10 protein-coding genes are annotated in these 13,670 nt (G+C 68.1%); 5 read left to right on the top strand and 5 right to left on the bottom strand.

Annotation, left to right across the window (positions count from 1 at the left end; all coding sequences use genetic code 11):
• Positions 1–309: 309 nt before the first annotated feature.
• From cphA to ACFPAH_RS13565, 4 genes are all read right to left on the bottom strand, one after another.
• Positions 310–2,913 (bottom strand): cyanophycin synthetase, encoded by a 2,604-nt coding sequence (gene cphA / locus ACFPAH_RS13580; RefSeq protein WP_379746150.1) that lies wholly within the window; start codon positions 2,911–2,913, stop codon positions 310–312.
• A complete protein-coding gene (locus ACFPAH_RS13575; RefSeq protein ID WP_379746147.1) occupies positions 2,910–3,794 on the bottom strand; it encodes a cyanophycinase in 885 nt (294 codons plus the stop codon). Before ACFPAH_RS13575 ends, cphA begins: the two co-directional genes overlap by 4 nt.
• 1 nt (position 3,795) lies before the next feature.
• Positions 3,796–4,704 carry an isoaspartyl peptidase/L-asparaginase gene (locus ACFPAH_RS13570; RefSeq protein WP_379746144.1) on the bottom strand — a complete coding sequence of 303 codons (909 nt, stop codon included), beginning with the start codon at positions 4,702–4,704 and terminating at the stop codon, positions 3,796–3,798.
• Between the two features lie 145 nt (positions 4,705–4,849).
• Positions 4,850–5,308, bottom strand: coding sequence for a DUF2244 domain-containing protein (locus ACFPAH_RS13565; RefSeq protein ID WP_379746141.1), 459 nt, complete (start codon positions 5,306–5,308; stop codon positions 4,850–4,852).
• Between the two features lie 185 nt (positions 5,309–5,493).
• Between ACFPAH_RS13565 and ACFPAH_RS13560 the strand changes: the two genes are divergently transcribed.
• From ACFPAH_RS13560 to ACFPAH_RS13545, 4 genes are all read left to right on the top strand, one after another.
• Positions 5,494–6,774 carry an Hsp70 family protein gene (locus tag ACFPAH_RS13560; RefSeq protein WP_379746139.1) on the top strand — a complete coding sequence of 427 codons (1,281 nt, stop codon included), beginning with the start codon at positions 5,494–5,496 and terminating at the stop codon, positions 6,772–6,774.
• A gap of 10 nt (positions 6,775–6,784) precedes the next feature.
• Positions 6,785–7,432: a PolC-type DNA polymerase III gene (locus ACFPAH_RS13555; RefSeq protein WP_379746136.1), complete on the top strand. Its 648-nt coding sequence runs from the start codon at positions 6,785–6,787 to the stop codon at positions 7,430–7,432.
• Between the two features lie 204 nt (positions 7,433–7,636).
• Complete coding sequence (locus ACFPAH_RS13550; RefSeq protein WP_379746133.1) at positions 7,637–9,016, top strand: tetratricopeptide repeat protein; 1,380 nt, start codon at positions 7,637–7,639, stop codon at positions 9,014–9,016.
• Between the two features lie 304 nt (positions 9,017–9,320).
• The gene (locus tag ACFPAH_RS13545; protein ID WP_379746131.1) at positions 9,321–11,486 is read left to right on the top strand and encodes a prolyl oligopeptidase family serine peptidase; all 2,166 of its coding nucleotides are present in this window, start codon (positions 9,321–9,323) and stop codon (positions 11,484–11,486) included.
• Positions 11,487–11,660: 174 nt separating this feature from the next.
• Here the strand turns inward: ACFPAH_RS13545 and ACFPAH_RS13540 are convergent, their stop codons facing one another.
• Positions 11,661–12,239, bottom strand: coding sequence for a helix-turn-helix domain-containing protein (locus ACFPAH_RS13540; protein WP_379746128.1), 579 nt, complete (start codon positions 12,237–12,239; stop codon positions 11,661–11,663).
• Between the two features lie 205 nt (positions 12,240–12,444).
• On the opposite strand from ACFPAH_RS13540, the gene kbl reads away from it, so the two are divergent.
• On the top strand, positions 12,445–13,659 hold the full coding sequence (gene kbl, locus ACFPAH_RS13535; protein WP_379746125.1) for a glycine C-acetyltransferase: 1,215 nt from the start codon (positions 12,445–12,447) through the stop codon (positions 13,657–13,659).
• Positions 13,660–13,670: the final 11 nt, after the last annotated feature.

Below are 13,670 nucleotides of genomic sequence, written 5' to 3'. Positions count from 1 at the left end.
CCTGGACAACTACCTGGGCTGGCGCTGGGCGCTCGACGGCCAGCGGATCGCCACCCCCGAGGCCTTGCTGCTCGCGGCGCTTGGGGTGGGAGGCTGAGCACGCGACGCCCAGTGTGCGACGCGCGGCATTTCCACACTTAACGCGAACAGCGCCTTTATTTTTCCGTTTGCTTGGGAGCGCGCTGGCTCTCGCGCAATCGATGCTCGGCCGCCGTAGCGCGTGGGCGGAGCCCACCCTACGCCGCGCGCAAGCGGATCGGAAACAAAAAACGGCCCGTGAGGGCCGCCTTGATCATCCCGAATGCGGGATCACACCGCTTCGGCTTCGATCCGCTGCGCCAGCTCCGGGCGGGTCGGGCGCAGCGCCTCGGTCAGCTCCGAGATCGAGGAACCGCAACCGAACACCAGCACGTCGCCGGGCTGGCACATGGCCAGGCCGCGGCGGATTGCCCGGTGCACGTTCAGTTCGCAGGAGAGCTTGTCGGCGGCGATGCGCCCGAGGCGGGCGCCCTGGGTCAGCAGGGCGGCGACTTCGCCGGCGGCGCGGCCGCGGTTCTCGCTTTCGTAGATCACCAGGTCGTCGAAGCCGGCGGCGCAGGTGCGGCCGATGTCGACCAGGTCGGCGTCGCGCCGGTCGCCTGGCGCGGCCACCACGCCCACCACGCGGCCGGGCGTCATCGCGCGCGCGGTCTCTGCCAAGGCCGCGTAGGCCGCGCAGTTGTGCGCGTAATCGACGATCACGGTGACGCCGTCGATGTCGAACAGGTTCGAGCGCAGCGGGTTGTGCTTGCTGTCCGAGACGAAGCTGCGCATGCCCGCCACGATCTCGGCATTGCCGAAGCCGCTCGCGGCCAGCGCGGCGGTCGCCGCCAGCGCGTTGGCGATGTTGTAGCGCGCGCAGCCGTTCAGGGTGACCGGCATCTGGCGCACGTCGAGCAGGGCTTCGTGGCCCGCGCCCGTGGCCAGCACGACGGTATTGTCCTCGAGGTAGACGCCGCGCCCGCCGCGCTCCAGGTGGCGCAGCAGCACCGGGTTGTCGGCATCGAGCGCGAAATACAGCACCTCGACGTTCGCCGCCAGCTCCTTTGCCATGGCCACGCAGTAGTCGTCTTCGGCGTTGAGCACCACGGCGCGCGACGCGCGCTGGGCCACGACCGCCTTCACGCGCGCCAGCTCGTCGACGGTCTCGATGCCGTCCAGGCCCAGGTGGTCGCTCGAGACGTTGAGCACCACCGACACGTCGCAGCGGTCGTAGGCCAGGCCGCGTTTCAGGATGCCGCCGCGCGCCGTTTCCAGCACCGCGAAGTCGACTTCCGGCGAGCTGAGCAGGGTACGCGCCGAGTGGTAGCCGGTGCAATCGCCTTCCTTGATGCGCTGCCCGCCGATGTACACGCCCTCGGTGGTGGTGACGCCCGTGCGCAGCCCCGACAGGCGGGCGGCGTGGGCGATCAGCAGCGAGGTGGTGGTCTTGCCGTTGGTGCCGGTGATCGCGACCACCGGGATGCGGCCGTCGTCCTGGCCGAACAGCGCCTCGACGATGGCGTCCCCGGCGTCGCGCGGGGTGCCGCGGCTCGGGTACTGGTGCATGCGGATGCCGGGCGCGGCGTTGACCTCGATGATGCCGCCGCCCTGTTCGCGCAGCGGCAGCGCGATGTCGCGGCAGATGATGTCGATGCCGGCCACGTCCAGTCCGATGGTGCGGGCGGCGCGGATGCAGATGTCGCGGGTTTCCTCGGGCAGGAGGTCGGTCACGTCTTCGGCGGTGCCGCCGGTGGACAGGTTGGCGTTGCCGCGCAGGTCGACCGAGACGCCGCTCGGGAGGATGGCGTCGAAGTCGTAACCCTGTTTCGCCAGCGTGGCCGCCGCCAGCTCGTCCATCGGAATTTTCGTGAGGATGTTCGTGTGGCCGTCGCCGCGCGCCGGATTGCGGTTTTCGATCTCGACCAGTTCGCGCACCGTGGCGCTGCCGTCGCCGGTGACGCAGGGCGGACGGCGCCAGGAGGCGGCCGCGACCTTGTTGCCGGTGACCAGCACGCGGTAATCGCGGCCGGCCAGGAAGGCCTCGACGATCACGTGGCGGCCGTAGCGGCGCGCGTGTTCGAAGGCGCGTTCGACTTCCTCCGGCGTGCTGCAGGTGGTGGTCACGCCCTTGCCCTGGTTGGCGTCGAGCGGCTTGATGGTGGCCGGGCCGCCCAGGCTGCGCGCAACGCGCTGGGCCGCGGCGAGCGTGGTGACGGTGGCGCCGCCCGGGACCGGCACGCCGGCCTGCTCGAGCAGGGTCTTGGTCAGCTGCTTGTCGCTGGCGATGCCGACCGCGATCGAGTTGGTGGCGCCGGTGATGGTCGCCTGCAGGCGCTTCTGGCGGCTGCCCCAGCCGAGCTGGAACAGGTTGGCCTCGTCGGTGATGCGCAGGGCCGGGATGCCGCGCCGGATCGCCGCGTTGACGACCGCGCCGGTGCTGGTGCCGATCGCGTAGTCCTCGGCCGTCTCCTGCAGGGCGGCGACATCGGCCCCGATGTCGACCTCTTCGCCGCGCGCCAGCGCGTCGATCGTGGCAAGCGCCAGCTCGAGCGCCTGGGCCGCGACCTGCTCGGTGCGGTAGCCGCAGACGGCGCGGCGCGCGCCCGGCTTGCGCGGGACCGCGAGCGTCTGGCTGAATTCGGCGGGCGCGCCGGCCAGGCGCTGCAGCTCCATGACGACCGGTTCGACCGCGTCGAGCGGGCTGGCCAGGCTGGCCAGGCGCGCCGAAGCGTCCAGCGGCAGGCCGGGCAGCAGGGCCAGCAGGCGCGCGCCGAGGCCGGCCGCAGGGGCGGGGCCGGCGGACCCGGCGCCGTCGTCGAGGACTACCATCAGGCAGGGAGCAGGATTGAACAGGTTCGGGCCGCGCAAGAAGCGCTTTTCGAGGATTTTCATGAGATCGGGTTCCGTTTCGTGACATTTTCTAAAAAATCGCGCAGCGACGGCGACATCGGCCTGGCCTGCGGCGCGTCCTCGCTCGGCAGGTACCAGCGGCTGCCGGCGGGCAGCAGGTGCAGGCGCACGTCGATCAGCTCGGGCGTGGCGTGGTCGCGGATGTCGGCCATGTTGGTGTCCATCGTGCGGCCGTCGACCACGGTGACCGAGCCTTCGCCCAGCACCTCGATGCCGCGCCCGCGCTCGACCACCAAGGCGGTGTCCTCGTCGATGCCGATGCCCTGCAAATACGGGTTCTGGGCCACCACCGACAAGAGGCGCGACAGGCGCTGGCGTTCCGAGAAGTGCTGGTCGATGACGACGCGGTGCAAGAAGCCGAGTCCAGCGGCCAGGCTGACCGCGCCTTTTTCCGGCAGCAGGTCGGTCTTGCCCTGGGCCAGCATGTGGCCCGACATGGCCGAGGCGCCGGCGCTGGTGCCGCCGATGCAGGCGCCGCGCACCTTGAGGGCGGTGTGCATCGCGGCGTCGAGGGCGGTGCCGCCGATGATGGCCAGCAGGCGCTTCTGGTCGCCGCCGGTCATGAAGATGCCGTCGGCCTCGGCCACCATGCGGACCTTGGCTTCGTCGTTGGCGTCCTGGCGGCTTTCCAGGCCGAGGTGAAAGCACTGCCTGACGCCGAGGTCGGCGAAGGCCTTGTCGTATTGCTCCCACATCTCGTCGGCGACCTTGCTGGCGGCGGTGATGACGACGATACGGGCCTGCGGGCCGCCGGCAAGCTCGACGAAGCGGCTCAGGATGGCCTTGCCGTGGTGGCGGTCCTCGTGGCCGCCGATGATGACGAGGTGGCCATGGGAGCCGCGCTGCTGTTGTTCTGTTTGCATATTATTCTTCGATGATTCCAGTTGGCATGTGGGTATTGCTGCAGGAAGCCGCTTCGGTCCTCGTGACGGCGATCAGGCCGGTGTCGGCGTCCTTGTCGATCAGGTCGATGCCGCGCTGCAGCGCCTGCTGCAGCGGCACGCCCTGTTCGATCCAGCCGTAGACGGTGCGCGCCAGCAGGTGCCGGATGATGTGCTCGCCGATGCCGGTGGCGGCGACCGCGCCCAGCGGCCCGGCATAGAAGCCGCTGCCGATGATCGGGGTATCGCCCACGCGCCCGAGCAGCGAGGGCGCCGAGCCGCCGGTCGAGCCGGCGACCGCGAAGTGGCCGTCCGGGCCGCGCACGACGGCGCCGACGGTGTCGTGGGCGGCGCTGGGCGGCAGCTGCAAAGGGGTCTTGTAATTCCAGAAGCGCTCGAACATGCGGTTGTCGATGCCCGGCATCATCGGCACCGAGCCGGCCAGCTCCTTGAGCACCCTGGCGTGCTTGTCGCGCTGGCTGGCGCGGATCGGCCGGGCCGGTTCCAGCCCCAGGGCGCGCGCCAGGCGGTCGGCGCCTTCGCCGGCGAGCAGCACGTGCGGCGTGTCGGCCACGGCGCGCGCCAGCAGGATCGGATTGCGCACGTCGCGCACGCCGGCGACGGCGCCGAGGCGGCCGCGGGTGTCCATGATGGAGGCGTCCATCTCGATCGTGGCCCCGTCCAGGCACAGCACCGAGCCGGTGCCGGCATTGAAGCGCTCGTCTTCCTCGAATACGAGCACGGCGGCGATCGCCGCGTCCAGGGCGTCGCCCGTTTCGCGCATCTTGTCGCGCCCGCGCCGTGCCGCGCGTTCGCAGCCGTCAGCCAGGTCCAGCGGCTCGCCGGCGCCGCCGTGCGTGACGATGGCAAAGCCCTCCAGTGTGTTGCTCATGTGTGTGAAGTCCCCTCTATTGCCCTCGCGTCAGTCGCGCGTGGCGATTTCGTTAATAGAGCATTATGCGAGGGGAGATAGAAAACAACTATCGGTTGCGTCGCCGTGTCGCTGTAAGAAGAAACTTACATGGAAGACAACATTTCTAGAAACGCAAGCGGGCCGGATGGGAGCGCAGCGCCCGGTTGAGTTCCTGGGCGACCTGGGCCCGTATCGGTTCGGACACGTAGCGGCCGATCTCGACGATGACATCGCGCGATTCGAGCCGGATCAGCTTCTGGACCCGCGGCGCCGGAGCGAGCACGCGCAAGCGGATCGGGTCGAGCCGGATTTCCTCGCGGCGGCCGGCATCGACACGCTCGATCACCAGCGAGCCGTCAAGCAGCGCGATGCGTTCCACGTCGAGCGCGTGGCGGGCGTAATGCAGCAGCGCCAGCCCGACGGCCAGCATTTCGAGCAGGGCAAAGGCGAGCACGATCCAGATTCCCTGGAGCAGGAATACCAGGGCAATGCCGAAGGACGCGGTGCAGAGCAGGGCATAGACGGCGCCCGACTGGCGCGGCGTCAGCGAACAATTGCGTTTCAGTATCCAGTACTGGCTCATGGCATCGGTTACGCGTTGGGTCCGGCACGCGCCGGCCGCGACTCGGGTACTTTCAGTATAGCCAAGGCGGGCGCGGCCCGCCGCGCGTGACGGACGCGCAACGCCGGCTTCTGTCCGTTCGCCATGGAAACTGGATTCTGGTAAGATCTCGCCCCTTCTGAACGAGCCCTCGGGCAAAGGCACACATGACGAACGCTTGCGGCGTCGACTTCGGTACGTCGAATTCCACGGTTGGCTGGATCGGTGCGGGCAGCCATCCTGGCGGCCTGGCGCGCCCGGCGGCGCACTCCCTGCTGGCACTCGAAGACGGCAAGCCGACCCTGCCGTCGGTGGTGTTCTTCAACGCCGACGACGAAGAGGTGCGCTATGGCCGCGCGGCGCTGGCCGACTACCTGGCCGGCTACGAGGGCCGCCTGATGCGCTCGCTGAAAAGCCTGCTCGGCACCAGCCTGATGGACGGCCAGACCGAGGTCGGCGGCCGCGCGCTGCCGTTCCGCCTGCTGCTGGCCCAGTTCATCGGCGAGGTCAAGCGCCGCGCCGAGGAGCAGGCCGGCCGCCCCTTCGAACACGCCGTGTTCGGCCGCCCGGTGTTCTTCATCGACGACAATCCCGCGGCCGACCAGCTGGCCCAGGACACCCTGGCCGAGGTCGCCAGGAGCGTTGGCTTTCGCGAAGTCGCCTTCCAGTACGAGCCGATCGCCGCCGCCTTCGACTACGAGTCGCAGATCGGGGGCGAGGAACTGGTCCTGATCGCCGACATCGGCGGCGGCACCTCGGACTTTTCGCTGGTGCGCCTGGGACCGGGCCGCGCCGGCAAGCCCGACCGGCGCGAGGACATCCTCGCCACCGGTGGCGTGCACATCGGCGGCACCGACTTCGACAAATACCTGAGCCTGGCCTCGGTGATGCCGCTGCTCGGCTACCGCAGCAGCCTGCGCTCGGGTGCGGAAATCCCGTCGAGCTATTACTTCAACCTCGCGACCTGGCACACGATCAACCAGGCCTATACCCGCAAGAGCATCGGCCAGCTCGACGAGCTGGTGCGCGACGCGCGCGAACCGGCCAAGCTGGCGCGCCTGAAGCACCTGATCGACGAGCGCGCCGGCCACTGGCTGGCGATGCAGGTCGAGGCGGCGAAGATCGCCTTGTCCGACAGCGCGGCGGTGACGCTCGAGCTGGAGCGCCTGGCGCCGCCGGAAAGCCTGCTGGTCGAGCGCGGCAGCTTCGAGCAGGCCATCGGCGAACTGCTGGGCAGCATCGACGCCACCGTGCTGCGCCTGCTGGACGATGCCGGCGTGGCCCCGGGCGCGGTCGACACCGTGTTCTTCACCGGCGGCTCGAGTGGCGTCGGCCTGCTGCGCGAGCGCATCGGCGCCCTGGTGCCGGACGCGCGCAGGGTCGAGGGCGACCGCTTCGGCAGCATCGGCACTGGCCTGGCGCTGGACGCGCTGCGCAAATTCCGTTAAAAGGGACGGCATGACAATCTTCGAACGACCAATCGTGATGCTCGACTTCGAGACCACGGGCCTGTCCCCGGCGATGGGCGACCGCATCACCGAGGTGGCGGCGCTGCGCATCGAGGGCGGACGGGTCACCGAGCGCTACGTCTCGCTGGTGAACTGCGGCGCGCGCATCCCGGCCTTCATCACCGGGCTGACCGGCATCACCCAGGAGATGGTCGATGCGGCCCCGCCGGCGCGCACCGTGGTGCCGGAGCTGCTCGACTTCATTGGCGGCGACACGCTGTCGGCCCACAACGCCAGCTTCGACGAAAAGTTCCTGCTGGCGGAAAGCGAACGCCTGGGGCGCGCCTGCGGCCACGTCGGCCTGGTCTGTTCCCTGAAACTGTCGCGCCGGGTGTTTCCCGGCATGCCGAGCTACAAGCTGGGCCAGCTGTCGCGCCAGCTCGGCATCGCCTTCCGCAGCGCGGCCCACCGCGCCGAGGCCGATGCCGAAGTGGCGGCCGAAGTGCTGATCCACATCGGCCGCCATCTGGGATCGTCCTACGGCCTGGCGCAGGTGACGCCCGACCTGCTGGTGTCGGTCAACAAGCTGGCCGCCGCCAAGGTGCACGGCTACCTCGGCAAGTACGCAGCCGAAAAAAACGCCGCACAGCCGGCTTGAGCACAGGGGCGCCACTCCGTGCCCCCTGCACGATTGCGCGCAGTCAAACCTGCGCAGCATCGTTTTCATTAGAATTTTGCTAATACTTATGAGGCCGCTTGCAATGCGGCCGCCCGCAGCTGATGCGGTGCCGGCGCCCTGATGTGCGACATTCTTCGGGCGCCGCCGCCGTTTCCAGGCCGACGTCCCAACAGGGGGAACAGCATGAACCGCCAGAAGCTCCAGAACGAGAGCCAGCAGACCTATTTGTGGTTCCGCGAGGCGGCCGAGCGCGGCAACGCCTATGCCCAGTTCAACCTTGGCCTGATGTACAAGAAGGGCAACGGCGTGCCGCGCGACGATGCGCTGGCCGTGCGCTGGCTGCGCATGGCGGCGCTGCAGGGCCTGGCCTTCGCCCAGAACCACCTGGGCGCCATGTATTACCACGGCCGCGGCGTGCAGCGCTGCGACATCGAGGCGGCGCGCTGGTTCCGGCGCGCGGCCGAGCAGGGCGATGCCTCGGCCCAGCAGAACCTCGGCCACATGTGCCGCGAGGGGCGTGGCGTCGCCGTCGATCCCGAGCGCGCGCTGTCGTGGTATTACCGCGCAGCCGAGCAGGGCATGGCCGGCGCCCAGAACCAGCTCGGCGAATGCTACCTGTACGGCAATGGGGCAGCGATCAATTATCCGCTTGCCATGGCCTGGTTCCGCAAGGCCGCGCTGCAGGGCGACGCCCCGGCCCAGCTCAACCTGGGCCTGATGTACAAGCGCGGGCAGGGCGTCGACGCCAGCGACCAGCAGGCCCTGTACTGGCTGCGCAAGGCCGCGGCGGCCGGCGAGCGGGGCGCGCAGCGCGAACTCGGCATCGCCTACGACGAGGGCCAGGGCGTGCGCGCCGACCCGCGCCGCGCCGTCGCCTGGCTGCAGCGCGCGGCCGGCCATGGCGACCGCGAAGCCCAGTTCCGGCTCGGGACGATGTTCGCCAACGGCCGCGCTCATGTACTGGGCGAGAGGGACGAGGCGCGCGCCCTCGACTGGTATACGCGCGCGGCCGGGCAAGGCCACGTCGGCGCCCAGTACAACCTGGCCAACATGTATGCGCTCGGTCGCGGCACCGATCCCGACCCGAAGCACGCCTATGAATGGTACCGGCGCGCGGCCGAGCAGGGCGCGGCGAATGCCCAGTTCAGCCTCGGCGTCATCTATGCCAACGGCCAGGGCGTCGAGAAGGACGACGTCCGGGCCGCCCAGTGGTATCGCCTCGCCGCCGAGCAGGGCGACGCCAGCGCGCAGAACAACCTGGGCGTGATGTACGCCAGCGGCCAGGGCGTGGCCCAGGACGACCGCACCGCCGTGTACTGGTACGAGCAGGCCGCCGAGCAGGGGCACGCGCTGGCCCAGTACAACCTCGGCGGCATGTACGGCAGCGGCCTCGGCGTCGCGCGCGACCCGGTGCGCGCCTACATGTGGATGCTGCTCGCGGCCGAGGGCGGCGACGCCACCGCCAATGTCAACAAGACCATCGTCGCGCGGCGCCTGAGCCCGTCCGAGATCGGCTGGGCGCTCGACCTGTCGCACAAATGGCGCATGAGCCACCAGCGGTAGGGTAGGGTGGTCGGCTCCACCCGGCAAGCGGATCATCCCGCTGCCTTAGCGCCGCCCACGCGTTCAACGAACGTGTGAAACGACGCGAGGTTTCCGGGGCTGGCTGAACGCGTGGGCGGCGTCAGAGTCGCAGGATGCGCATGCCCCCGGGTGTAGCCGACCACCCTACGCCCGTACCATACACGCGCCTTCCGACCCAGGCCGCATCCCAGCGTCAATATCGCCACCCGCCGGGTTTCGCGCTATGATGCCCCTCGGCACATTTGCCCCATCACGACTCATCTTGACCACAGTAGAGAACAATATGCACATGAGACATGCAACGCTCGCCGTCGCCCTGATGGCGGCTTTCGGCGCCGCGCACGCTGCCGCCCCGGCCGCCTGCACGCCGGGTTCGCAAGTGACTTACCCAGTCACCCAGAAGGTCGCACAAACCGATGATTACCACGGCACGACGGTGGCCGATCCCTACCGCTGGCTGGAAGACGCCAACAGTGCCGAGACCAAGCAGTGGGTCGACGCCCAGAACGCGGTGACCCAGGGCTACCTCGGCCAGATCCCGCAGCGCGAGGCGATCCGCAAGCGCCTGACCAAGCTCTGGAACTACGAGCGCTACTCGGTGCCTTCGAAAGACGGCGGCCGCTACTTCTACACCCGTAACGACGGCCTGCAGAACCAGTCGGTGCTGTACACGCTGAAGAACCTGGGCGACGAGCCGCGCATGCTGCTCGACCCGAACAAGCTGGCCGCCGACGGTACCGTCGCCCTGGCCGGCGCCGAAGTGAGCCCGGACGGCAAGCTGCTGGCCTACAGCACGGCGGCCTCGGGCTCGGACTGGAACGAGATCCGCGTGCGCGACATCGAGAGCGGCAAGGACCTCGACGACCATGTCAAGTTCGTCAAGTTCTCGAACACGGCCTGGACCAAGGACGGCAAGGGCTTCTTCTACAGCCGCTACGACGAGCCGAAGGAAGCGACCAAGCTGGCCGACGTGAATTACTTCCAGAAGCTCTACTATCACCGCATCGGCACGCCGCAGAGCGCCGACACCCTGGTCTACGACCGCGCCGACCAGAAGGAATGGGGCTTCGGCGGCCAGACCACGGACGATGGCCGCTACCTGATCATCACGACCACCAAGGGCACCGCGCCGAAATACCGCGTCTCGTACAAGGACTTGTCCAGGCCCGACTCGAAAGTGGTCGACCTGGTCGACAACTTCGACGCCGGCTACACCTTCATCGACAACGTCGGCACCGTGTTCTACTTCAGCACCGACCGCAAGGCGCCGAAAAAGCGCATCGTCGCGATCGACATCAGCAAGCCTGCCGAATCGAACTGGAAGGAAATCGTGCCCGAGAGCGCCGATACCCTGGCCGGCGCCGACATCATCAACAACCAGCTGGTACTCGAATACCTGAAAGACGCGCGCAGCGTCGTCAAGGTGGTCGACCTCAAGGGCAAGCCGGTGCGCGAGATCGCGCTGCCGGGCATCGGCACCGTCGGCGGCCTGTCGGGCAAGCGCGGCGAAACCGAGACCTTCTACTCGTTCACCGGCTTCACCACGCCGACCACGATCTACCGACTGAACCTGAAAACGGGCCAGAGCAGCGTGTTCCGCCAGCCGAAGGTCGACTTCAACCCGGCCGACTACGAGACGCGCCAGCAGTTCTTCACGAGCCGCGACGGCACCAAGGTGCCGATGTTCATCGTCTCGAAGAAGGGCCTCAAGTTAGACGGCAGCAACCCGACCTACCTCTACGGCTACGGCGGCTTCAACATCTCGATGACCCCGGGCTTCTCGCCGGCCAACCTGGCATGGATGGAAATGGGCGGCGTGTATGTCGTGGCCAACCTGCGCGGCGGCGGCGAGTACGGCGAAGCCTGGCACCAGGCCGGCACCAAGCTTCAAAAGCAGAACGTGTTCGACGACTTCATCGGCGCGGCCGAGTGGCTGGTGGCGAACAAGGTCACCTCGCCGGCGAAGCTGGCGATCGGCGGCGGCAGCAACGGCGGCCTGCTGGTCGGCGCGGCGATGACCCAGCGTCCTGACCTGTTCGGCGCGGCGATCCCGATGGTCGGCGTGCTCGACATGCTGCGCTTCCACAAGTTCACCATCGGCTGGGCCTGGACCTCGGACTACGGCTCGGCGGACAACCCGGACGAGTTCAAGGCCCTGGTCAAGTATTCGCCGCTGCACAACCTGAAGCCCGGCACCAGCTATCCGGCGACGATGGTCACCACCGCCGACCACGACGACCGCGTGGTGCCTGCGCATAGCTTCAAGTTCGCGGCCGCGGCCCAGGCCGCGCAAGCCGGCTGCAACCCGGTCCTGATCCGCATCGACACCAAGGCCGGCCACGGCGCCGGCAAGCCGACCGCGAAGCAGATCGAGGAAGTGGCCGACCGCTGGGGCTTCCTGAGCCGTGCGCTCAAGATGAACGAGCCGGCGACGGTCGCCAGCAAGTAAGGCAAGGCGTGAAAGGGCACCCATGGGGCAGCGATCGCCGCCTCATGGGTGCCAATGAAAGGGGCCGGTCGAATCTCGCGATTCGACCGGCCCTTTCGCTTGCCCGCGGGGCGCGGTTCGGTGTCGTAGGGTGGAGTCCCGACTCCACCGGTTCAAAGCAAGCGCCGACGCGTCCTACCGGTGCACCACCACCAGGAGCGCCTTCGCCTCGGTCTTGCCCGCATTCCTGAGCACATGATCCTGGTCCGCCGAATACCGCGCCGTCCCGCCCGCCTTGACCTTTCGCTTCTCCAGCCCGACTTCGACCTCCAGCGACCCGTTGAGCACCGTCAGGTGCTCCCTGGTGCCCGGATCGTGCGCCTGCGAGGCCAGCGCGCCGCCGGGCGCGAGGGTCAGCTCATACCATTCGTATTGCCCGGCCAGTTCCATCGGGCCCAGGATGCGCAGCGTGTAGCCGGCATGGGTGCCGGGCAGGGTCGGGGTTTCGTGGGCGTCGAGCACACGGATGGCCTCGACCTCGCGGGTTTCCGAGGCCAGCAATTCGCCGATCTGGACCCCCAGCGCATTGGCCAGACGCCAGGTGATGGCGATGGTAGGATTGGCCTTTTCGCGCTCGATCTGCGACAGCATCGATTTCGACACGCCCGCGATGCGCGACAGGTCCTCGAGGGTCAGGCCGCGCGCCAGGCGCAGGCGCTGCAGGGTGGCGCCGACTTCGGGCGGCGCGTTGTTGGTGGTACCCACGGTTTTCATGGTCGAGACAGCCTGATCAAGTGTTGGAAAGCCGACCTTGCCAAGTTCAACAGGCCGGCGTAATATTCATTATATTGAATTTGGGTTCGAGATAGCGAAAACGGCGCAGTATCAAACGCCGGCACCGAAAACGAACATTAGTCAAGCCACGGTACAGCATCCGGCCCGCCAGGGTCAAGCCGTCAATCACCAATAGGGAATCGACATGAGCGAACAAGCGAAGAACGCGTTTTACACCGGTCTGCAGCAGAACCTCTCCAACCTGCGCGAGCAGGGCCTGTTCAAGCCGGAGCGCGTGCTTGCCTCGCGCCAGGGCGCGCAGGTGCAATCCGATGACGGCCGCACCCTGATCAATATGTGCGCCAACAACTACCTCGGCCTGTCGGGCGACCTCGAAACGCAAAAAGCGGCGGAAGCGGCGCTGGCCACGTACGGCTACGGGCTGTCCTCGGTGCGCTTCATCTGCGGCACCCAGACCGTGCACAAGGAGCTGGAAGCGGCGCTGTCCCGTTTCCTGGGCACCGAGGACACGATCCTGTACGCGGCCGCTTTCGACGCCAACGGCGGCGTGTTCGAGCCCCTGTTCGACGAAAACGACGCGATCATCTCCGACGCCCTGAACCACGCCTCGATCATCGACGGTGTCCGCCTGTGCAAGGCCGCGCGCTACCGCTACGCCAACAACGACATGGCCGACCTCGAGAAGCAGCTGCAGGACGCCACCGCGGCCGGCAAGCGCCACAAGGTGATCGTGACCGACGGCGTGTTCTCGATGGACGGCACGATCGCCCAGCTCGACAAGATCGTCGCCCTGGCCGAGCAGTACGGCGCCCTGACCATGATCGACGAATCGCATGCCTCGGGCTTCATGGGCGCGACCGGGCGCGGCACCCACGAGCACTGCGGTGTGATCGGCAAGATCGACATCATCACCGGCACCCTGGGCAAGGCCCTGGGCGGCGCGATGGGCGGCTTTACCTCGGGCCGCAAGGAAGTCATCGAGACGCTGCGCCAGAAGTCGCGTCCCTACCTGTTCTCGAACACGCTGGCCCCGATGATCGTCGGCGCTTCGCTGTCGGTCCTCGAGCGCATCTCGAAGTCGACCGAGCTGCGCGACCGCCTGATGGAAAACACTGCCTACTTCCGCCGCGAGATCGAGCGCATCGGCTTCACCATCAAGCCGGGTACCCACCCGGTGGTGCCGGTGATGCTGTTCGACGCGCCGGTGGCGCAGAAATTCGCGGCCCGCATGTTCGAGCTGGGCGTGCTGCTGTCGGGCTTCTTCTACCCGGTGGTGCCGATGGGGCAGGCGCGCGTGCGCGTCCAGCTCTCGGCGGCGCATACCCGCGAGCAGCTCGACACCGTGCTGGCCGCATTCGAACAAGCCGGGCGCGAGCTGGGCATCCTCAAGAATAACTAATTAGCCTCAGC

Source organism: Massilia sp. GCM10023247, from assembly GCF_042653325.1.
GTDB lineage: Bacteria > Pseudomonadota > Gammaproteobacteria > Burkholderiales > Burkholderiaceae_D > Telluria.
The sequence above is the reverse complement of the archived record's forward strand: the minus strand, read 5'-3'. Positions and strand labels throughout refer to the sequence as shown.

Coding starts and splice junctions, on each gene's coding strand:
- ACFPAH_RS13550 (WP_379746133.1), top strand. CDS start 7,637: ATGAACCGCCAGAAGCTCCAGAACGAGAGCCAGCAGACCTATTTGTGG.
- ACFPAH_RS13560 (WP_379746139.1), top strand. CDS start 5,494: ATGACGAACGCTTGCGGCGTCGACTTCGGTACGTCGAATTCCACGGTT.
- ACFPAH_RS13540 (WP_379746128.1), bottom strand. CDS start 12,239: ATGAAAACCGTGGGTACCACCAACAACGCGCCGCCCGAAGTCGGCGCC.
- ACFPAH_RS13545 (WP_379746131.1), top strand. CDS start 9,321: ATGCACATGAGACATGCAACGCTCGCCGTCGCCCTGATGGCGGCTTTC.
- ACFPAH_RS13570 (WP_379746144.1), bottom strand. CDS start 4,704: ATGAGCAACACACTGGAGGGCTTTGCCATCGTCACGCACGGCGGCGCC.
- cphA (WP_379746150.1), bottom strand. CDS start 2,913: ATGAAAATCCTCGAAAAGCGCTTCTTGCGCGGCCCGAACCTGTTCAAT.
- kbl (WP_379746125.1), top strand. CDS start 12,445: ATGAGCGAACAAGCGAAGAACGCGTTTTACACCGGTCTGCAGCAGAAC.
- ACFPAH_RS13565 (WP_379746141.1), bottom strand. CDS start 5,308: ATGAGCCAGTACTGGATACTGAAACGCAATTGTTCGCTGACGCCGCGC.
- ACFPAH_RS13575 (WP_379746147.1), bottom strand. CDS start 3,794: ATGCAAACAGAACAACAGCAGCGCGGCTCCCATGGCCACCTCGTCATC.
- ACFPAH_RS13555 (WP_379746136.1), top strand. CDS start 6,785: ATGACAATCTTCGAACGACCAATCGTGATGCTCGACTTCGAGACCACG.